Origin of the sequence: Vibrio sp. SCSIO 43153, from assembly GCF_023716625.1 — a bacterium.
Lineage (GTDB): Bacteria > Pseudomonadota > Gammaproteobacteria > Enterobacterales > Vibrionaceae > Vibrio > Vibrio rotiferianus.
Window position 1 is genome coordinate 3,041,913 of sequence record NZ_CP071855.1, and the last position, 20,138, is coordinate 3,062,050.

Here is a 20,138-nt window from a genome sequence, read left to right on the forward strand (position 1 = left end):
CAACTACTGTGCTGCTTTCGCGAATGCTTGCTCAAGATCGGCAATCAGATCCTGCGCATCTTCTAAGCCAACAGACAACCGTAGCAACTGCTCAGAGACACCTGCTTCAGCCAGTGCTTCTTCACCCATCGCACGATGCGTCATTGAAGCTGGGTGGCAGATCAAGCTTTCTACCCCGCCCAGCGACTCGGCAAGAGAGAAGAGTTCAAGTTCTTTAACAAACACTTTTAGCTGCTCAAATGAGCCAGCAAACTCAAAGCTCAGCATTGAACCAAAACCTGATTGTTGTTTTTTCGCGATGTCGTGACCCGGATGTTCTGGCAAACTAGGGTGGTAAATCTTCGCCACCAAAGATTGCGTTTGCAAATACGCCAACACTTGCTGAGAGCTTTCTTCGTGAACTCGCATTCGTGCACCCAACGTACGAATTCCTCTAAGCGTCATGTAGCTATCAAATGGTGTACCCGTTGCACCAATGCAGTTACCCCACCATGCCAACTCTTCAGCATGCTCTTCGCTTTTAGTGATCACCACGCCACCAATCACGTCAGAGTGACCATTAATGTACTTCGTCGTTGAGTGGATAACAAAGTCTGCACCGAGATCTAAAGGCTTTTGGTACACAGGTGTCAAAAAGGTATTATCCACTGCGACTAATGCGCCTACCTGCTTCGCTTTCTCGCATACTGCCGCAATATCGACCACGCGTACGAGCGGGTTAGACGGTGTTTCTAGCAAGACAAGCTTTGGCTTTTTCGCAATCGCCGCATCAAGAGCTTGCTGATCCGATTGGTCGACAAACAGAACTTTAAAATCACCTTTGCTTGCTCGAGTATTGAACAGACGATAGGTCCCCCCGTAGCAATCGTGTGGCGCCACAATTAAGTCATCAGGACCAAGAAATGCCGATACCCAAAGGTTTAATGCCGACGTACCGCAGTTAGTGACAACCGCACCTTTACCTGATTCAAGTTCGTATAGCGCTTTCTCCAGCAGACCTCGGTTTGGGTTACCGGAACGGGTGTAATCGTACTGTGGAACTTCACCAAATGCAGGGAATCCATAGTTAGTAGAAAGGTAGATTGGTGGTACAACAGCGTGGTATTGACTGTCTGACTCGATACCAGTGCGTACAGCAATGGTCGCAGGCTTACGGGTGCTCATGGGTGTATCCTTTCACGGGTGGTGACATCTAAATGGGAATGCGCTATATCTAGCTTATGCTGCTCACTTGATTAATACTCTTCCCTGACTATTAACCTCACTTTACTTGTCTAAAAATGAGACGTCAACACTTCTAGACGTCTATATGTCTTTGCTTATGGCGGTAAATGCAGCTAAAATCAGCACCTATATTTATTTTTCTAACTTATTACATTAATGAAGGTGCGCAATGGCTGACTGGAATGGCGAATACATTAGCCCGTATGCTGAGCACGGTAAAAAAAGCGAACAAGTAAAAAAGATTACCGTCTCTATCCCGCTAAAAGTTTTAAAGGTGCTGACTGATGAGCGAACTCGCCGTCAGATCAACAACTTACGCCATGCAACTAACAGTGAACTACTATGTGAAGCGTTCCTACATGCGTACACAGGTCAACCACTGCCAACTGACGAAGACCTTCGTAAAGACCGTCCAGATGATATTCCTACAGAAGCGAAAGCGCTGATGACGGCTATGGGCATCGAATTCGAAGCGTTTGACGAAGAATAATTGCTTACAAATTCGTTAGCATGATGACGCTACGCCGGGGGTAGCTTCAGAGCAAACTAAAAAGGGACGCTACTGCGTCCCTTTCCTTTATCTGAAGAATTCTATTCTATCACTTACTCAGCCATGTAATTTTCTGGCATTTCAATGCGAGCAACACCCGAATCAACTGCTGCTTGAGCAACGGCTTTCGCAACACGTGGTAACAGACGCGAATCCATTGGTTTTGGAATGATGTAATCAGAACCAAACTCTAGCTTATCTACGCCCGCCGCCTTCAGTACCGCTTCAGGCACAGGCTCTTTAGCCAACTCACGAATCGCATCAACAGCCGCTAACTTCATCTCATCGTTGATTTCGCTTGCACGAACGTCCAACGCCCCACGGAAGATGAATGGGAAACACAGTACGTTGTTTACTTGGTTCGGGTAGTCACTACGACCAGTACCCATGATCAAGTCATCACGCACTTCGTGAGCCAGTTCAGGTTTGATTTCTGGATCTGGGTTTGAACATGCGAACACAACTGGCTTGTCTGCCATTAGCTTCAACGCTTCTGCTGGTAGTAGGTTTGGACCCGATACACCCAAGAACAGATCCGCACCTTCAATAACATCTTCAAGCGTGCGCTTGTCAGTGTTGTTTGCGAACAACTGTTTGTATTCGTTTAGGTCGTCACGACGTGTATGGATCACCCCTTTACGATCCAGCATGTAGATCTTCTCGCGCATTGCGCCACATTTGATCAACAGTTCCATACATGCCACAGCTGCAGCACCAGCACCAAGACAAACGATGGTTGATTCTTCTAACTTCTTACCTTGCAGCTCGATTGCATTCAGCATACCCGCTGCCGTTACGATTGCTGTACCGTGTTGGTCATCATGAAATACTGGCACGTCACAACGTTCGATAAGACGCTTTTCAATCTCAAAACAATCTGGGGCTTTGATATCTTCTAAGTTGATACCACCGAAAGTGTCAGCAATGTTTGCTACTGTGTCGACAAATTCGTCGATCGTACGATGTTTTACTTCGATATCAATAGAATCTAGCCCAGCAAAGCGTTTGAATAGCAGTGCTTTACCTTCCATTACTGGCTTAGAAGCTAGCGGGCCAAGGTTACCCAAACCAAGAATCGCCGTACCGTTAGAAATAACCGCAACCATGTTGCCCTTCGCCGTATACTTGTACACGTTATCAGCATTCTGTGCGATTTCACGAACAGGTTCCGCAACACCTGGGCTGTATGCCAATGCAAGATCGTTGGCAGTTTCAGCAGGCTTAGTCAGCTCTACGGCGATTTTTCCCGGAGTTGGGTACGCATGGTAGTCTAATGCTTGCTGGCGGCGTTCTTCTTCTGGGGTGACTTCTTGGCGATTGTCTTCAGACATGGATCGTTTCTCTTTTGTTATTTTTCGGTACGGGGGAATAAATTCTAAAGGATAGAAGTCAAACTTCATAGGCTAGATTGCGAGCTATATCCTTAAAAAGGCCGATAATAAAAGAGATTAGACCAGATATTAGTGATGAGCACCCTTTTTACAGGTCAGGTGCTCTCTTAATCACTTAGTTCGGAAAAGAAAACAGCGAAATATAATCTCACTCTTCATCCACGTACTGCGCTTGTAGGTAATTCTCAATGCCGGACATCTCAATCAAGCCCAGTTGCGTCTCAAGCCAATCGACATGCTCTTCTTCGTCTTCAAGGATATCTTGGAATAGATCGCGTGAAACATAATCACGAATATCTTCGGCGTAAGCGATGGCATCTTTAAGATCAGGAATGGCCGCCATCTCGAGTTTAAGGTCACACTCAAGCATCTCTTTGGTATCTTCACCAATCATCAACTTACCGAGATCTTGTAAGTTAGGTAAACCTTCTAAAAACAGAATTCGTTCGATCAAGTGATCGGCGTGCTTCATTTCATCGATTGACTCGTGGTACTCCTTATCGGCTAAGTGCTTTAACCCCCAGTCTTTGTACATACGAGCGTGTAGGAAATATTGATTAATAGCGACGAGCTCATTACCGAGCACTTTATTGAGATGTTGAATTATGATTGGATCGCCTTTCATGACAAAGCCCTCCTCTTTGGCTTCATTTAAATGTAGAAGCAAATGAGAAGGTGTCAAAAAGGCTTAGCGAATAATTAGCTAGCTTGCTTTAATGTTAAGTATTCCGTTTCCGCTAAAATTTCTTTAGCTTGTTTGATGCACTTGCCACATTGACTACCCAAAGCTGTGCATCGCTTGATTCCTCTGATGTCAGTTACGCCTTCATCTATCGCCAACTTCCTAATTTTCTTGTCAGAGACACCATGACAAAGACAAACGTACATACTCACAACCTTTAAATTTCACTCTGGAACGAAATATAAACAAGAATCGTTCTTGTTACTAGTTGTAATAACGCAAATTACAGAACGTTTTGTTATAACGATTTCAGCCGTTTTAGAGGCTTTCAATGACTTAGCAGACAGATAGAAACTAGGGGAAAATTGAGTAGAGATAAAGGTATGTTTTTCAAAAACAAAAAATATGACAAAGAAGGATTGGCTTATAACCATATTGGAAAGAGAAATAGCAGATATAAAAAAGGGAAGCCTTAGCTTCCCTTTTTCTAGCGCTTTCTTCAAAAAGAAGAAGAGTGCAAGATTACGATTAATTCGTTAAGAATTAGTCGAAGATCTTAGCAACAACACCAGCACCTACTGTACGGCCACCTTCACGGATAGCGAAACGTAGACCTTCGTCCATAGCGATAGGAGCGATTAGCTCAACTTGCATTTGGATGTTGTCGCCTGGCATTACCATTTCTACGCCTTCTGGTAGAGAGATGTCACCAGTTACGTCAGTTGTACGGAAGTAGAACTGTGGACGGTAGCCTTTGAAGAATGGAGTGTGACGACCACCTTCATCTTTAGAAAGTACGTATACTTCTGACTCGAACTTAGTGTGTGGGTTGATTGACTTAGGAGCTGCTAGTACTTGACCACGCTCTACTTCGTCACGTTTAGTACCACGTAGAAGTGCACCAACGTTCTCACCCGCACGACCTTCGTCTAGAAGCTTACGGAACATCTCAACACCAGTACAAGTAGTAGTTGTAGTTTCTTTGATACCTACGATTTCTACTTCGTCACCTACAGTTTAGGATACCGCGCTCGATACGACAGTAACTACTGTACCACGACCTTGGATTGAGAATACGTCTTCGATAGGCATTAGGAATGGCTGATCGATTGCACGCTCTGGCTCTGGGATGTATGAATCTAGCGCTTCTGCTAGTTCAACAATCTTAGCTTCCCACTGCTCTTCGCCGTTTAGTGCGCCTAGTGCAGAACCTTGGATAACTGGTAGGTCATCACCTGGGAAGTCGTACTCAGATAGAAGTTCACGAACTTCCATTTCTACTAGTTCTAGTAGCTCTTCATCGTCAACCATGTCACATTTGTTCATGAATACGATGATGTAAGGGATACCAACCTGACGGCCTAGTAGGATGTGCTCACGAGTTTGTGGCATTGGACCATCAGTAGCAGCAACTACAAGAATACCACCGTCCATCTGTGCAGCACCAGTGATCATGTTCTTAACGTAGTCCGCGTGTCCTGGACAGTCAACGTGCGCGTAGTGGCGAGTTGGAGTATCGTACTCTACGTGAGAAGTAGCGATTGTGATACCGCGCTCACGCTCTTCTGGAGCGTTATCGATAGATGCGAAGTCACGAGCAGCACCGCCGTATACTTTAGCAAGTGTTGTACAGATAGCTGCAGTTAGAGTTGTTTTACCGTGGTCAACGTGGCCGATAGTACCAACGTTTACGTGCGGTTTTACACGTTCAAATTTTTCTTTAGACACAATCGTGTTCCTTCCTAGTTATGATTCGCCGCGATCATTATTGATCTCGACGCGCCAGAAATTGTTATTTTATGCGCCAACGTCCGTTAGCGCAATATTTCGACGGCTTGATCTAGCAAAAAGTCGTAAACTTTTTGTGGTTCAATCGTCAATTAGTAACCACGCTCAGCCATGATGGCTTCTGCAAAGGTCTTCGGCACTTCAGCGTACTCATTAAACTCCATAGAGTAAGAAGCACGGCCTTGAGTTGCAGAACGTAGGTCGGTTGCGTAACCAAACATCTCAGATAGTGGAACTTGAGCACGAATGATCTTAAGACCAGCCACACCTTCATCCATACCTTCGATCATACCGCGACGACGGTTTAGGTCACCAACAACGTCACCCATCCAGTCTTCCGGAGTAGTTACTTCGACATTCATCATTGGTTCTAGAATCACAGGTTGTGCTTCTAATGAACCTTTCTTGAATGCCATCGAGCCAGCGATCTTGAACGCCATCTCGCTTGAGTCAACATCGTGGTAAGAGCCATCAAATAGTGTAGCTTTAATATCTAGAACAGGGTAACCCGCTAGAACACCACTATTCATTTGCTCTTCGATACCTTTCGCTACCGAACTGATGTATTCCTTAGGAACCACACCACCCACGATCTCGTCTACGAATACGAAACCTGCACCAGGTTCTGAAGGCTCAAGTTTGATCCATACGTGACCGTATTGACCACGACCGCCAGATTGACGAACGAACTTGCCTTCCACTTCCGCAGAACCACGAATGGTCTCACGGTAAGCAACCTGAGGTTTACCAACGTTACAGTCAACGCTGAATTCACGCTTCATACGGTCAACGATGATATCTAGGTGAAGCTCACCCATACCAGAGATCAGAGTCTGACCTGTTTCGTCATCCGTTTCCACGCGGAATGATGGGTCTTCCGCAGCCAGTTTACCTAGCGCGATACCCATTTTCTCTTGGTCTGCTTTAGAACGAGGTTCTACAGCGATCTGAATTACAGGTTCAGGGAATTCCATGCGCTCTAGAATCACTTTGTGGTTCTGGTCACATAGCGTGTCACCTGTTGTTACGTCTTTCAGACCGATAGCAGCTGCGATATCACCAGCGCGAACTTCTTTTACTTCTTCGCGCTTGTTCGCATGCATCTGAACGATACGACCAAAACGCTCTTTCTTGTCTTTTACTGAGTTGTAAACAGCATCACCTGAATTCACAACACCAGAGTAAACGCGCATGAAAGTTAGCGTACCCACAAATGGGTCAGTCGCGATCTTGAATGCTAGAGCCGAGAACGGTTCGTTGTCGTCTGCATGACGTTCAACTTCATTCTCTTTTTCGTCGATACCTTTAATTGCAGGTACGTCGATTGGCGATGGCAAGAATTCGATCACTGCGTCTAGTACTGCTTGAACACCTTTATTCTTGAACGCACTACCACAAGTAGCTAGTACGATTTCATTGTTTAGTGTACGAGTACGTAGAGCTTGCTTGATCTCAGCTTCAGTCAGCTCACCTTCTTCAAGGTACTTGTCCATTAGCTCTTCAGTTGCTTCAGCTGCCGCTTCAACTAGGTTGTTGCGCCACTCTTCAGCTAGCTCTTGCATGTCTGCTGGAATTTCGTCGTATGTAAACGACATGCCTTGATCGGCTTCATTCCAGTTGATCATTTTCATCTTGATAAGGTCAATAACACCTTGGAAATCATCTTCCGCGCCAACGTTTAGCTGGATTGGAACAGGATTCGCACCAAGACGGTTTTTAATTTGGTCCACAACACGTAGGAAATCTGCGCCTGCACGGTCCATCTTGTTTACAAATACCATACGTGGAACGTGGTACTTGTCAGCTTGACGCCATACAGTTTCAGATTGAGGTTCAACACCAGATGAGCCACAGAACACAACTACTGCACCATCAAGTACACGTAAAGAACGTTCTACTTCGATAGTAAAGTCAACGTGTCCAGGAGTATCAATGATGTTTACGCGGTGCTCTTGGAATTGTGCTTCCATACCACGCCAGAAAGTAGTAGTTGCAGCTGAAGTGATAGTAATACCACGCTCCTGCTCCTGCTCCATCCAGTCCATGGTTGCTGCGCCATCGTGAACTTCACCGATTTTATGAGACAGACCAGTGTAGAACAAAATACGTTCAGTAGTGGTTGTTTTACCTGCATCTACGTGAGCACAGATACCGATATTACGGTAGCGCTCAATAGGAGTTTTGCGAGCCACGATTGAATCCTCTTATACTTAGAGAGTTAGGGACTATTGCTATGTCTAAAAAAAGCTATCCCCTAGATATAGCAATAGTTCCTAGCATAGGCATAGGAACTAAAGAAGTGCTGCAAGGAACCTTGCAGCACTGAAAAGGTATTACCAACGGTAATGAGCGAACGCTTTGTTTGCGTCAGCCATGCGGTGAACGTCTTCACGTTTCTTAACCGCAGTACCTTTGTTCTCAGACGCGTCTAGCATTTCAGCAGCTAGGCGTTGAGCCATAGATTTTTCACCACGCTTACGCGCAGCTTCAACCAACCAACGCATAGCAAGTGCGTTACGGCGAACCGGACGTACTTCTACAGGTACTTGGTAAGTTGAACCACCTACACGGCGAGATTTAACTTCTACCGCTGGGCGAACATTTTCAAGAGCTTCTTCAAAAATAGCTAAGTGGTCTTTACCAGACTTTTCAGCCATAGCATCTAGTGCAGTGTAAACGATTTTCTCTGCAGTAGATTTTTTACCGTCAACCATTAGGATGTTAACGAATTTTGCCAGCAGTTCAGATTTGAACTTTGGATCTGGAAGGATCTTACGCTGACCAATGACGCGACGACGTGGCATGGATTTTCTCCGTTGTCTTCTTCAGGTTTTATCCAAAACTTTTCAGTTTTTTCAAAAAATTAAAAATAATTTAGTGTTTGGCCTTACTTAACGGAATCCATTAAGACTTAGGACGCTTCACACCGTACTTAGAACGACCTTGTTTACGGTCGTTAACGCCAGCACAGTCAAGTGCACCGCGAACAGTGTGGTAACGTACACCCGGAAGGTCTTTTACACGACCGCCACGGATTAGTACAACACTGTGCTCTTGAAGGTTGTGGCCTTCACCGCCGATGTACGATGTAACTTCGAAGCCGTTTGTCAGACGTACACGACAAACTTTACGAAGTGCTGAGTTAGGTTTTTTAGGTGTAGTAGTGTAAACACGAGTACATACACCACGTTTTTGTGGGCACGCTTCTAGTGCAGGCACGTTGCTTTTAACAACTTGCTTTGCACGTGGCTTACGTACCAACTGGTTAATAGTTGCCATTAACTAGCTCCTGATTTACTTGAAAGTAAGCTTTGTGAAAAATCTATCCCTAACAGCGCTTGGCAGTTAGGGACGCAAAATTCTATGCAGCAGTGAGAGGTGTGTCAAGAAATATACGGATCTTTTTTGTTCAATTAAGGTAATTCGTCCGTAAAGTTCAATCCACAGTAGAAAGGGGTTAATCCCAGGTAAGAGATTTGGCCTGCTTTGCGGAGAGTTTAACAAAGCCAGCATAGCCAATCACTTCAATAGATGGGCTGATACGATTGCTCATGCCACGGGCATCAATATCGCTTTGTAGTGCAAACACTGATGGACCTTTTACCTTACTGAACGCCTTATGCTGGGGGTTAGCCGCGTACACGGCATCTTCAATCAACAAGACATCATCTTGCTCACTGTACAGTGCCATTGCATCGTCTAATGCAGCTACGGATTTGATGATATGTAACATGACGTCCTCAGAATGACAGCAGTTTACCTGCTTGCTGCAGTTTGTCTTTGAATTGCTCGGTCCTCAGAACTTCTGCATCAATGACTAAATCGGCTTGTGCCAAGCCACGTTCTGCTAGAGAGTCGGCACAGACAAACACTTGTTCAATATCGTACAAGTCGAACAACTTCAACATTGGTGCGTAGTCCTTGCTCAAAATACCAGTAGGATCTTGACCAAGTAGCAGTTGGTAAACACCATCGCCAAAAAACAGTACCGTAATGTCTTCACAGTACGCTGACGCCGCTAGCAGCGCATCTACACCCTCACGACCTGCATTGCTACCATGAGGTGCGCTACGAAATAGGTAAGTTAGCTGACTCAAAACTGCACCACTCTATCTTGCGTTAACATGGCTTCGGCTAAGCTACCCAAACCAGCTTGTTCGAACCCTTCAGCAAGGTTGTTTTGTTCAAGACCATGCTGATTCGCCTCATCTTCGCTGATGATGCCGCGACGCAAAGCGGCTGCTACGCAGGTTTCCAAACGAACATCGTGTTGCTGTGCGAGTGATTGCCATGCTTTGGTTAGGTCAAACTCATCGTTGGCAGGCACGCTCAAAGCCGTACCATTGGTGACGCCATCTTGGTAAAAGAACACACTCACCAGAGTATGTCCTTGTTCAATTACCGCTTGTGCGAATTGATATGCGCTGCGCGCCGATTGACTGCCGTAAACTGGACCGTTCACTACCAGCGTGTAAGTTAATCCACTCACGCTTATTCGTCCTCAGTCTTACGCTGACGAATGTATAGGTAAACGGTGTGTTTAGAGATGTTCAGGCGATCTGCGACGCGGTTGATCGCGTCTTTGATATCGAAGATACCCTTATCGTACAGCTCCATAACGATCTGACGGTTTTTGGTGTTATTCGATACCGATTTATCAGCGTTGATCTCTTCAATCGTGCGCTCAACCGTTTGGTCTACTAGCTCTTCAACATCACTTGCGAAGTTAACGGATGACGCCGCTTCTTTCGCTTCTTGTGTTGGCATGAAAGATTGCAGCACTTGAGAGAAAGGCGCATCGAGGTTGACGTTGATACAAAGCAGACCAATCACGCGGTTTTCACCGTTACGAATAGCAACGGTGATCGACTTCATTAGTACGCCGCCTTTTGCGCGGGTGAAGTATGAACGTGAGAAGTTACGCTCAGAACCTTCGATGTCTTTCAGCATCTTAAGTGCTAAGTCAGTGATAGGAGAACCTACCTGACGACCAGTGTTTTCACCGTTAGCGATTTTGATTGCAGAGGTATTGAGGTCTTCTAGTGAGTGAAGAACGATCTCACAAAATGGACCGATCAGACTGGCAATGCCGTCTACGACCGCTTCGTAAGATCTCAAGATGATTTTATCGTGCTCGGTAAATGGCATCACGTTGACAGATTCCATTTCGAGCAACATTTCCGCATTTATTGTTTCTGTAGTTGTCATAAGCCTTCGAGCGAAAAATCAACAAATTGGTGTAAGTTTATCAGAAAATTTGAAAGGCAACCTAGCAAACTCATCAACTAGTGACCTAGAACAAAAAAGACCCGTAAAACGGGCCTTTTTTCATCGAGTTATCACTGATGCCAATTATTGAGCAGCGTTGTCGTTCTCAATTTTTAGCAGTTCAACTTCGAATACTAGCGTTGAGTTAGCAGGGATGCTTGGTGTGTCTTGGTCACCGTATGCTAGCTCTGGCGGGATAACGAACTTGAACTTAGAACCTACAGGCATTAGTTGAACACCTTCAGTCCAGCCCGGGATTACGCGGTTTAGTGGGAATGTTGCAGGTTCGCCACGATCGTAAGAGCTGTCAAACTGTGTACCGTCAATCAGAGTACCTTTGTAATGTACTTGAACCGTATCAGTATCTTTTGGTTGCTCGCCTTCAGCCGGAGTAATTACTTGGTACAGAAGACCTGAGTCTGTCTTCACTACGCCTTCTTGCTTCTCAAACTCAGCGCGGAAGTCATCGCCAGCTTTTTTCGCTTCAGCCGCTTTCTCAGCCGCTTGCTTTTGCATAGTTTCAGCAACACGCTTGTCTAGAGATTCTAGAGCTGCACGAGTTTCTTCTTCGTTTAGTGCTGCGTTACCTTTAAATACGTCTTCGATACCTTTAAGAACTAGGTCCTTGTTTAGGTCGATACCAATTTCGCTTGGTTTTTCGATACTAGCGCTTAGGTAGTTAGCAAATGAAACACCAATTGCGTATGCCGCTTTATCGTCGTCTGTTTTAAAGTGAACAGCTTTACCAGTTTCTGCCTGAACTTGTTCTGCTTGAGGTGCTGCTTCTGGTTTTGTTTCTTCTTTTTGACAACCTACCGCTAGCATTACTGTTGCAGCAAGTAGCGACACTTTTAAAACTGATTTCATTAAATTCTCCAAATAATGGCTGCGCCATTGGTTGTTGTGCACAAATCTTCTATGAGACTAGTGAAGACAATCGTTATACCAATATACTAGCTATATGTCTCAAGACACAAACTGGATTATTAGATGTGATGCAAAGAATTTCTCATTTATTCCTATATTTAATTGTCATCACCACGTTAAGTGGATGCTTTTTTTCCGATCGCGATGTTCAACGTTGGTCACTCGAACCACAAGGTTCCACCAGCTTTGCGCTCAGTCGAGATGGTCGATTTGCGCTGCTGTACTCCAAAGAACACCAACTGGTACTGTGGGATTTAGCGCAAAATAAACAACTCGCAAAGCTGGGTGAACTCGATCAAGCCGCCAATGTGGTCTCTCATATTCGCATTTCGGACAATGGCCGCTATGCCGTCACAGCAAGCCAAATGAACTTCGCTGTGTGGGATCTCGGATGGACCCAAGCCGAAGGATTATGGTCTATCGATGACGCGCTGATTCGAGACGTTGATATCACCAGTAACGGTGAACAGGTGTTACTTGGACTGTCCAACGGTAAAGCAATTCACGTCAACTTAGTCAGTGGTCGTCGGTTAGAGTTCCTTGCGCATCAAGAAAAAGTCAATTCTGTCGCCATTTCCCCTAATGGTCGTTTCGCCCTCACAGGTGGCAACGACTACAAAGCTTACCTTTGGGACACCGAAACCGGATTGGTACTACGCACCTTTGAACACGACCAGCGCGTTGTTCGAGTCGCCTTGCAGAGAGATGGTAAACTGGCCATGACCTCAGACGGTGGCAATCAAGCCATCATCTGGGATTTAGAGACAGGTGAAGAAGTGACACAACTCAGCAGTTGGTCTCGCCAGTTGATCTTCTCAACGGCGCGTTTCTCTGATGACGGTAACCTGCTCGTTACAGGCACCCCTTCCGGTCGAGTGATGGTGTGGAACACTAAAACCGGTAAACGCGTCGATGGATTTGAAGTTGAGCCGAAAAAAGATACTCGCCCTCCTCGTGCGGTCGTGTATGATGCAGCCTTTGATTCCAAGCAACGTGTAATTACTGCCACTTCTGCGGGCATTGCCCAAGCTTGGCAGCTAGAGAACGGATCATGACAGAGAAAATCATTCAGCAATTGGAAGCACGCATTAATGACTTAGAATGTCAGCTTGCGTTCCAAGAACAGACTATTGAAGATCTGAACGGCGCCTTGTCGCAACAGCAACTGCAAATTACCAAGATGCTCGATCAGATGAAATATGTGGTAGGTAAAGTGAAAAATATGGACTCGTCGAATTTAGCCGATCCATCAGAAGAAACACCACCACCGCATTATTAAAGTGCAAGTACAAATTGCATAAAGCCCAGAACGTGTTCTGGGCTTTGTTGTATTGGCTACTTAAAAATATTGCTCAGGAATGATCGGGAAGAAACTATTCGTCTGCGTAGATTTTAACGTTCAGCTCACCTTGCGTATTGATGCCAGCTCGGTACATACCAGAACTGTTCATCGCAAAATGCAGCTCACCTTTAGCATCAATCGCAATCAAACCACCTTCGCCGCCCATTGCTTTTAAATCACCCTGAATAATGTGTTCGCACGCCGTATGTACGTCTTCTTGCAAATAACGCATGCGTGCTGCAACGTCTTCCGCAACACGTTTACGAATAAAGAACTCACCGACACCAGTGGTTGAAACCGCCACAACGCCATTCTCTGCCACCGTGCCGCAACCAATCAGAGCAGAATCTCCCACTCGACCATATTTCTTGTTGGTCACGCCACCTGTGCTGGTCGCTGCGGCTAAGTTACCTTGTTGATCCAATGCCACTGCACCAACCGTTCCGTGCTTGCGATCATCTGGGTAGCGAGATTCTGAAAGCGCAAATAATCCTTTTTCACGCATAGACAGCAACTGCTCATAGCGGCGATCGGTAAAGAAGTAATCCTGCTCGGTGTACTCATGACCTTGTTCAAAAGCAAACTTCTCTGCGCCCTCGCCCACCAACAATACATGGTTGCTGTTTCGCATCACGTCACGAGCGAGTTCAATGGGGTTTCTGATATGACGCACCCCAGCGACTGCCCCTGCGGCTTGGTGTCGACCATCCATCACAGAGGCATCCATTTCGACCATCTCGTTATGGGTCAGTACTGAGCCTTTACCCGCATTAAAATTAGGAGAGTCTTCCAGCACTTTCACTGCCGCCACGACCGCATCTATGGCTTCACCACCTGTTGCTAGGATTTGATGCCCCGCTTTTACCGCAGCTTCTAAATCCGCCAAGATGGATTGTTGCAGTTCGTCACTCATCTGTTCACGCAAGATAGTGCCTGCACCGCCATGAATGGCAATCGAGAAAGGTTTCGTCATCGCTTTGTCCAACTGTTATTCCTTGTATGATTGGCACTACACCCCAGATAAACAAAAAGCGCAAGTTGAAACCTCAACTTGCGCTTTTTAAAGCTTTACTAGATAGCGTTATCTAGTGAAGAGCGTGCGATTAGTGAGAACCGCAACCGCCGCCGCCACAACATTCGTGGTCGTCAGCTTTTTCTTCGCCACCACAGCAGCCGCCTTCGTGATCGTGGTCGTGACCGCCACAGCAGCCGCCACCTTGGTGGATGTGACCGTGTTCGATCTCTTCAGCTGTCGCTTCACGAGTAGCCATAACTTCTACTTCGAAAGTTAGTGTTTGACCAGCTAGCATGTGGTTGCCGTCTACGACAACTTCGTCGCCGTCTACTTCAGTTACTTCTACAGGGATTGGACCTTGGTCAGTATCTGCTAGGAAACGCATGCCAACTTCGATTTGGTCAACGCCTTGGAACACATCTGCAGGAACACGTTGCACTAGTGCGTCGTTGTGGTCGCCGTATGCATCTTCAGGAGCTACAGTTACAGAGAACTTGTCGCCAGCCACTTTACCTTCTAGTTCTTTCTCAAGACCAGTGATTAGGTTGTTGTGACCATGTAGGTAATCAAGAGGTGCTTCAGAAGTTGATTGATCAACAACAACACCGTCTTCCAACATTACTTTGTATGCAAGGCTTGCAACAACGTTCTTTTCAATTTTCATACTAACTCCAGGGAGATTAATTGACCTAACCAGAATGGGGTTAAGTACCGAGATGGTAGTATTATGGGGATCAATTAACGAAGTTCAATTATTCAGGCTTAAAAATCCCGATCATTTCTTGTTCCGAGTGTTTATTTTTTTCTACAGATTGCGGTTTACGCTGCTCGGTATAATCGCAGTCGACACACTCGACCAGCTCGATGTTGTTCTCAATCCACCAGCGTAGGGTATCTTGCTGACTGCATTGCGGGCAGCTAGCTCCCGCGATAAAACGTTTCTTGGCTTTCACTTTTGTTCCTTTTCCCGCTAGATGCTATACGGGTACTACTTCCAATGATTTGGCGACTGTTGGTCACTTTCCATTTCACGACCAAAGATTTCTTCTAGTTCTTTACGGGCTTCTTTCGAGCGTTGAGCGAGCTCTTTATCCTCATTATGCTGAGGCAATAAGTCTTTGAGCATAGCATTATCTAGCTTGCGAAAATGTGCTTCTGCCCGCTTTGCTTGATACGGGTGCATACCCAATTCTACGAGCGCTTGGCGACCTAGATCTAATGCGCCCAAAAAGGTTTCTCGCGAGTAATTTTGCACGCCATGGTTCATCAACTGATACGCTTCCACACGGCTGCGGGCACGGGCAAGGATCTTCAATTTCGGGAAATGTGCACGGCAAATGTCGACAATCGCCATCACCTCATCAGGTGAATCCGTACAGATCACCAATGCTTCCGCTTTATCAGCCCCCGCGGCACGTAACAAATCAATCTGAGTCGCATCACCATAAAACACCTTATAGCCGTATTTACGCAGCAAGTGAATTTGGCTCGCGTCACTTTCTAATACCGTTACCTTGATCTTATTGGCGTACATCAAGCGTCCGACAATCTGACCAAAACGACCAAAGCCAGCGATGATCACTCGTGGTCGACGATCCACCACATTGGTCGTCACGCTCTCCTCTTCTTGGTTAAGCGTGTGAGCAAACCACTTCTTCTGCCCCATGAGCAACAGCGGCGTAGTCACCATCGACAAACTCACCACCACCAACAAAAAGGCAACTTGCTCTTTGGTTAAGATACCTTCTTGGCTTGCCGCGGTGAAAATCACAAACGCAAACTCACCACCTTGGCTCAAAATCGCCGCCATACGACTGCGCGACTTAGCACGGACTCGAGCGGTGCGAGCTAAGACATACAGCACCAAACCTTTGACCACCACGAGAGCAATCACGGCACCAAGAATCGCGAACGGTTGCAAGGCTAATAAACCAAGATTCACTGCCATACCCACAGCAATAAAGAACAAGCCAAGCAGCAGACCTTTAAACGGTTCAATCGCAATTTCTAGTTCATGACGGTATTCACTTTCTGCCAGCAGCACACCCGCTAAGAAAGTACCGAGCGCCATCGAAAGCCCCAGCTTTTGCATCGCAACAGAAATGCCAAGTACGACTAGGAGGGCGGCAACGGTGAAGAGTTCACGCACACCACTCATCACCACAAAACGGAACAGAGGACGCAGCAAAAAGTGACCACCAACCAGCAGTGCTGCAACGCTCGCCAGCACCCAAATAGCATCTAACCAATCACCACCGCTTTGACCACCAGCGAGTAAGGGCAACATGGCAAGCATCGGGATGACGGCAATATCTTGGAACAGCAGCACTGCAAAACCAGATTGTCCGGTTTCCGTGCCAGCTTGCCCCTGCTCTTCTATCACTTTTAGTGCAATCGCGGTGGACGAGAGTGCCAAGCCCATGCCGATCACTAAGCTCACTTGCATACTCAAACCAAATAGGCTGACGATGCTGCCGATCACCGCCGTGGTGACAATAACTTGAGCGCCACCCAGACCGAGGATAGGTCCGCGCATCTGCCATAACTTTTTAGGGTTCAGTTCCAAACCAATTAAGAACAGCAGCAACACCACCCCGAGTTCGGCGAAGTGGAGAATCGCGTCCACATCACTGATCAACCCCAGCCCCCAAGGACCAATTAGAACGCCGGCAATCAGGTAACCAAGCACAGAGCCCAGACCAAGTCGCTGGGCAATCGGCACCGCAATAACAGCAGCAGAAAGAAATACCACACTACTTTGAAGAAACTCACTGGTTATCGCCATGTAGACCTCCTTGCTCATCCCACTCTCTCAGGGGATTGTTCAGCCATTGACGATATTGTTCAGCATGCTGATAACGTTCGATGTCCGAAACATTGCGCGACCAGTACAGCACTAAAGGCTCAATCCAATGCATCTGACACAAAGCGGCGGTCAGTTCAAACGGCTGGAGGATTTGTTCCAACGGGTATTTGTTGTACCCCATCGGGCTAAACGCATCCTCTTTACCGCCAGTAGTGATCACGCTGCGCCAGTACTTACCCGCTAATGCGCTACCATCACCGAACGCAAAGCCTTTACCCAACACACGATCCATCCACTCTTTCAACAGTGCGGGACAGGAATACATGTAGAGAGGATGATGAAAAACGATCACATCATGCGTCATCAGCAGATCGTGTTCGTAGTTCACATCGATAAAGAAATCAGGGTACGCGCCATAAAGGTCGTGCACGGTGACATGACCCAGTGATTCGATTTTTTTAATCATCACTTGATTGGCAATGGAATTTTGTGGCTCTGGATGAGCATAAATCACCAGAACCCTCGGAGGAATGGGCGTAGCAACAGCCAAATGGTCATCCTTGTATTGATTTCTCAGGGAAAATTATCGTTATCAGTTTGTTATACTTTTTTGTATAGCATAATGCAATTAAAGCGCAGAGATCGACTTTTCCTGCCAATAGCCCTACTATTCACCGCGAGATAAACGACCAAGAAACGCGCGCGGCGCAAAGTGAATTAAAACTCTATGATTACCTTCTCTGATATTCAGTTACTGCGTGGCGGTAAACCTCTTTTAGACCAAGCATCCGCAACCATTCACCCAGGCGACAAAGTGGGTCTGGTTGGTAAAAACGGCTGTGGTAAATCGACCCTATTCGCGCTACTGAAAGACGAACTGGCGATTGATGCGGGCTCATTCAGTCAACCTCAGCACTGGGAACTAGCGTGGGTAGCACAAGAAACCCCTGCTCTTGACCGCAGTGCCATTGAATACGTCATTGATGGTGATCGCGAGTTTCGTGGTTTGGAACAGCAGTTAGCCATTGCTGAAGAAAAAGACAACGGTACGCTGGTTGCAGAGATCCACGGCAAGATTGAAACCATTGGCGGTTACAGCATTCGCGCACGTGCTGCCGAGCTGCTTGATGGCCTGGGCTTTAGCCAAGAGCAAATGAGCTGGAACCTGACTCAGTTCTCGGGTGGTTGGCGTATGCGCCTTAACTTGGCTCAAGCGCTGTTGTGTCGTTCTGATCTACTGCTACTCGACGAACCAACCAACCACTTGGATTTGGACGCGGTCATGTGGCTAGAGCGCTGGTTACAAAACTACCCAGGCACACTGATTCTTATCTCGCACGACCGTGACTTCTTAGACCCAATCGTTGGTCGTATCATTCACATCGAAAATCAACAGCTGAATGAATACACGGGTAACTACTCGTCATTCGAAAACCAACGCGCACAAAAAATGGTGCTGCAACAAGCGATGTTCGAGAAGCAACAGAAACAGATGTCGCACATGCAAAGCTACATCGACCGCTTCCGTTACAAAGCATCGAAAGCTCGCCAAGCACAAAGCCGAATTAAAGCTCTGGAGCGTATGGAAAAAGTGCTGCCAGCGCAGTTCGATAACCCATTTAGCTTCCAGTTCCGCGAACCAGCAGCACTGCCAAACCCAATCATGATGATGGATGAAGTATCGGCAGGCTACGGTGACAACCTGATCCTAGAGAAGATCCGCCTTAACCTTGTCCCGGGCAGTCGCATTGGTCTACTTGGCCGTAACGGTGCAGGTAAATCAACCTTGATCAAACTGTTGTCTGGTGAGCTAAAAGCACAAGGTGGCGATCTGACTTACTCGCAAGGTGTGAAGATCGGTTACTTCGCTCAGCACCAATTAGAAACGCTGCATCCAGAAGAAACACCACTACAGCACATGATGCAAATCGCTCCAGACCAGACGGAGCAACAACTACGTGATTACTTAGGTAGCTTTGGTTTTCAAGGTGATAAAGCACTTGAGAAAGTCGCTCCGTTTTCTGGTGGTGAAAAAGCACGTTTGGTATTGGCATTAGTGGTCTGGCAAAAACCTAACCTATTGCTACTCGACGAACCAACCAACCACCTAGACTTGGACATGCGCCAAGCATTAACCATGGCACTACAGACCTTTGAAGGTGCAATGGTGATTGTTTCGCACGACCGTTACCTACTGCGAGCAACAACGGATGACTTGTACCTAGTACACGACCGTCAAGTGGCACCATTCGATGGTGACCTCAACGATTACTATAAGTGGCTGACTGAACAACAAAGAGCTGAACGTAAAGAAGCACAAGCGGCGCAGCCTGAGAAAGACACAGCGAATAGTGCTGCAGCGAAAAAAGAGCAAAAGCGACGTGAAGCAGAGTTTCGTAAACAGACCGCTCCAATTCGCAAAACGCTGACACAGTTAGAAAACAAAATGGATAAGTTAGGCGAAGCACTGGCGAAAACAGAAGAACAGTTATCGGATAACTCTCTGTATGAAGCCGAAAACAAAGCTAAACTTAATGAAGTATTGGCCCTTCAAGCTTCTAGCAAAGCAGAGCTTGAAGATGTAGAGATGGAATGGATGTCTGCTCAAGAAACCCTCGAGCAGATGGAATTAGAGTTTAATCAATGACAACAGAGCACGCTGAATACACCTTAACCCTTGAACACCTTTGGCAGTTCAGTCTGCAATTTTATGGTGTACGTGAAGTGAAAGAAGCGTGCTTGTCGTTGCAAAATAACTATCACGGCAATGTGAACCTACTGCTGCTGCTCAGATGGCTCGATGAGCAGCAGTTCATCTTTCAAGAGCAAGATTGGCCTCTTGTTCAAGACTGCCTAATCCGCAGCGAAACATTACTCCACTCCTATCGCGAACTACGACGACACCTCAAACTTCAAGTAAATGATGCACTTTATCGTGAGGCATTACAGTTTGAGTTACAGCTTGAAAAGCAACAACAGTCTGATCTGGTTGACTGCATTAATTCACTCATACTAGTGACAAATGACGGTGAACCACTAACATTAAGATACTGTCGAAAGCTGGGCGCAGAACACCTTCAACAAGCATTTTCGCTTCCAGTTCCGAATATTCATCATCCATAAATCTATAATAAATCTATACTTA

At 46.4% G+C, this 20,138-nt stretch carries 22 protein-coding genes and 1 pseudogene; 5 read left to right on the plus strand and 18 right to left on the minus strand.

Annotated features, from left to right (window positions below):
* Nucleotides 1-3: 3 nt before the first annotated feature.
* Nucleotides 4-1,164, minus strand: a complete 1,161-nt coding sequence (locus J4N37_RS14475; RefSeq protein WP_045394874.1) for an O-succinylhomoserine (thiol)-lyase — start codon at nucleotides 1,162-1,164, stop codon at nucleotides 4-6.
* A 229-nt stretch (nucleotides 1,165-1,393) separates the two neighbouring features.
* Here J4N37_RS14475 and metJ point away from each other — a divergent pair, with 229 nt between their 5' ends.
* Entirely contained in the window at nucleotides 1,394-1,714 is a 321-nt protein-coding gene (gene metJ / locus J4N37_RS14480) for a met regulon transcriptional regulator MetJ (RefSeq protein ID WP_005432736.1), read from the plus strand.
* A gap of 113 nt (nucleotides 1,715-1,827) precedes the next feature.
* Here metJ and J4N37_RS14485 read toward each other — a convergent pair whose 3' ends face one another.
* The 12 genes and pseudogenes from J4N37_RS14485 to fkpA form a co-directional block, all read right to left on the minus strand.
* Nucleotides 1,828-3,105, minus strand: coding sequence for a malic enzyme-like NAD(P)-binding protein (locus J4N37_RS14485; protein WP_009705505.1), 1,278 nt, complete (start codon nucleotides 3,103-3,105; stop codon nucleotides 1,828-1,830).
* A 208-nt stretch (nucleotides 3,106-3,313) separates the two neighbouring features.
* On the minus strand, nucleotides 3,314-3,790 hold the full coding sequence (bfr, locus tag J4N37_RS14490; RefSeq protein WP_005381359.1) for a bacterioferritin: 477 nt from the start codon (nucleotides 3,788-3,790) through the stop codon (nucleotides 3,314-3,316).
* Between the two features lie 74 nt (nucleotides 3,791-3,864).
* Complete coding sequence (locus tag J4N37_RS14495; protein ID WP_045394878.1) at nucleotides 3,865-4,053, minus strand: (2Fe-2S)-binding protein; 189 nt, start codon at nucleotides 4,051-4,053, stop codon at nucleotides 3,865-3,867.
* Between the two features lie 337 nt (nucleotides 4,054-4,390).
* Nucleotides 4,391-5,575 (minus strand): annotated as a pseudogene (gene tuf / locus J4N37_RS14500) (elongation factor Tu).
* A gap of 152 nt (nucleotides 5,576-5,727) precedes the next feature.
* The gene (gene fusA, locus J4N37_RS14505) at nucleotides 5,728-7,827 is read right to left on the minus strand and encodes an elongation factor G (protein ID WP_138942296.1); all 2,100 of its coding nucleotides are present in this window, start codon (nucleotides 7,825-7,827) and stop codon (nucleotides 5,728-5,730) included.
* Between the two features lie 141 nt (nucleotides 7,828-7,968).
* A complete protein-coding gene (rpsG, locus tag J4N37_RS14510; protein ID WP_005382796.1) occupies nucleotides 7,969-8,439 on the minus strand; it encodes a 30S ribosomal protein S7 in 471 nt (156 codons plus the stop codon).
* Nucleotides 8,440-8,539: 100 nt separating this feature from the next.
* The gene (gene rpsL / locus J4N37_RS14515) at nucleotides 8,540-8,914 is read right to left on the minus strand and encodes a 30S ribosomal protein S12 (protein ID WP_004399892.1); all 375 of its coding nucleotides are present in this window, start codon (nucleotides 8,912-8,914) and stop codon (nucleotides 8,540-8,542) included.
* A 178-nt stretch (nucleotides 8,915-9,092) separates the two neighbouring features.
* Nucleotides 9,093-9,368 (minus strand): sulfurtransferase complex subunit TusB, encoded by a 276-nt coding sequence (tusB, locus tag J4N37_RS14520; RefSeq protein WP_010443951.1) that lies wholly within the window; start codon nucleotides 9,366-9,368, stop codon nucleotides 9,093-9,095.
* A 7-nt stretch (nucleotides 9,369-9,375) separates the two neighbouring features.
* Nucleotides 9,376-9,732, minus strand: a complete 357-nt coding sequence (gene tusC / locus J4N37_RS14525; protein ID WP_010443952.1) for a sulfurtransferase complex subunit TusC — start codon at nucleotides 9,730-9,732, stop codon at nucleotides 9,376-9,378.
* On the minus strand, nucleotides 9,729-10,124 hold the full coding sequence (gene tusD / locus J4N37_RS14530) for a sulfurtransferase complex subunit TusD (RefSeq protein ID WP_010443953.1): 396 nt from the start codon (nucleotides 10,122-10,124) through the stop codon (nucleotides 9,729-9,731). The genes tusC and tusD overlap by 4 nt, the downstream gene beginning before the upstream one ends.
* 2 nt (nucleotides 10,125-10,126) lie before the next feature.
* Entirely contained in the window at nucleotides 10,127-10,843 is a 717-nt protein-coding gene (locus J4N37_RS14535; RefSeq protein WP_005438378.1) for a helix-turn-helix transcriptional regulator, read from the minus strand.
* 144 nt (nucleotides 10,844-10,987) lie between these two features.
* Nucleotides 10,988-11,770 (minus strand): FKBP-type peptidyl-prolyl cis-trans isomerase, encoded by a 783-nt coding sequence (fkpA, locus tag J4N37_RS14540; RefSeq protein WP_010443954.1) that lies wholly within the window; start codon nucleotides 11,768-11,770, stop codon nucleotides 10,988-10,990.
* A 128-nt stretch (nucleotides 11,771-11,898) separates the two neighbouring features.
* Here fkpA and J4N37_RS14545 point away from each other — a divergent pair, with 128 nt between their 5' ends.
* Both J4N37_RS14545 and J4N37_RS14550 read left to right on the plus strand, forming a co-directional pair.
* Nucleotides 11,899-12,885 (plus strand): WD40 repeat domain-containing protein, encoded by a 987-nt coding sequence (locus J4N37_RS14545; protein WP_252042145.1) that lies wholly within the window; start codon nucleotides 11,899-11,901, stop codon nucleotides 12,883-12,885.
* Nucleotides 12,882-13,109, plus strand: coding sequence for a SlyX family protein (locus J4N37_RS14550; RefSeq protein WP_005381455.1), 228 nt, complete (start codon nucleotides 12,882-12,884; stop codon nucleotides 13,107-13,109). Before J4N37_RS14545 ends, J4N37_RS14550 begins: the two co-directional genes overlap by 4 nt.
* A 94-nt stretch (nucleotides 13,110-13,203) precedes the next feature.
* On the opposite strand, the gene J4N37_RS14555 is transcribed toward J4N37_RS14550, so the two are convergent.
* The 5 genes from J4N37_RS14555 to kefG form a co-directional block, all read right to left on the minus strand.
* Nucleotides 13,204-14,145, minus strand: coding sequence for an isoaspartyl peptidase/L-asparaginase family protein (locus J4N37_RS14555; RefSeq protein ID WP_252041252.1), 942 nt, complete (start codon nucleotides 14,143-14,145; stop codon nucleotides 13,204-13,206).
* 130 nt (nucleotides 14,146-14,275) lie between these two features.
* Nucleotides 14,276-14,851 carry a peptidylprolyl isomerase gene (gene slyD, locus J4N37_RS14560; protein WP_005432768.1) on the minus strand — a complete coding sequence of 192 codons (576 nt, stop codon included), beginning with the start codon at nucleotides 14,849-14,851 and terminating at the stop codon, nucleotides 14,276-14,278.
* A gap of 88 nt (nucleotides 14,852-14,939) precedes the next feature.
* Entirely contained in the window at nucleotides 14,940-15,140 is a 201-nt protein-coding gene (locus J4N37_RS14565; protein ID WP_010443959.1) for a YheV family putative zinc ribbon protein, read from the minus strand.
* A 35-nt stretch (nucleotides 15,141-15,175) separates the two neighbouring features.
* Nucleotides 15,176-16,972: a glutathione-regulated potassium-efflux system protein KefB gene (gene kefB / locus J4N37_RS14570; RefSeq protein ID WP_143693026.1), complete on the minus strand. Its 1,797-nt coding sequence runs from the start codon at nucleotides 16,970-16,972 to the stop codon at nucleotides 15,176-15,178.
* On the minus strand, nucleotides 16,956-17,543 hold the full coding sequence (gene kefG / locus J4N37_RS14575; protein WP_010443963.1) for a glutathione-regulated potassium-efflux system ancillary protein KefG: 588 nt from the start codon (nucleotides 17,541-17,543) through the stop codon (nucleotides 16,956-16,958). The genes kefB and kefG overlap by 17 nt, the downstream gene beginning before the upstream one ends.
* A 177-nt stretch (nucleotides 17,544-17,720) precedes the next feature.
* Here kefG and J4N37_RS14580 point away from each other — a divergent pair, with 177 nt between their 5' ends.
* The gene (locus tag J4N37_RS14580) at nucleotides 17,721-19,640 is read left to right on the plus strand and encodes an ABC transporter ATP-binding protein (RefSeq protein ID WP_045389418.1); all 1,920 of its coding nucleotides are present in this window, start codon (nucleotides 17,721-17,723) and stop codon (nucleotides 19,638-19,640) included.
* Nucleotides 19,637-20,116 (plus strand): TIGR02444 family protein, encoded by a 480-nt coding sequence (locus tag J4N37_RS14585; protein ID WP_010443967.1) that lies wholly within the window; start codon nucleotides 19,637-19,639, stop codon nucleotides 20,114-20,116. Before J4N37_RS14580 ends, J4N37_RS14585 begins: the two co-directional genes overlap by 4 nt.
* Nucleotides 20,117-20,138 lie beyond the last annotated feature (22 nt).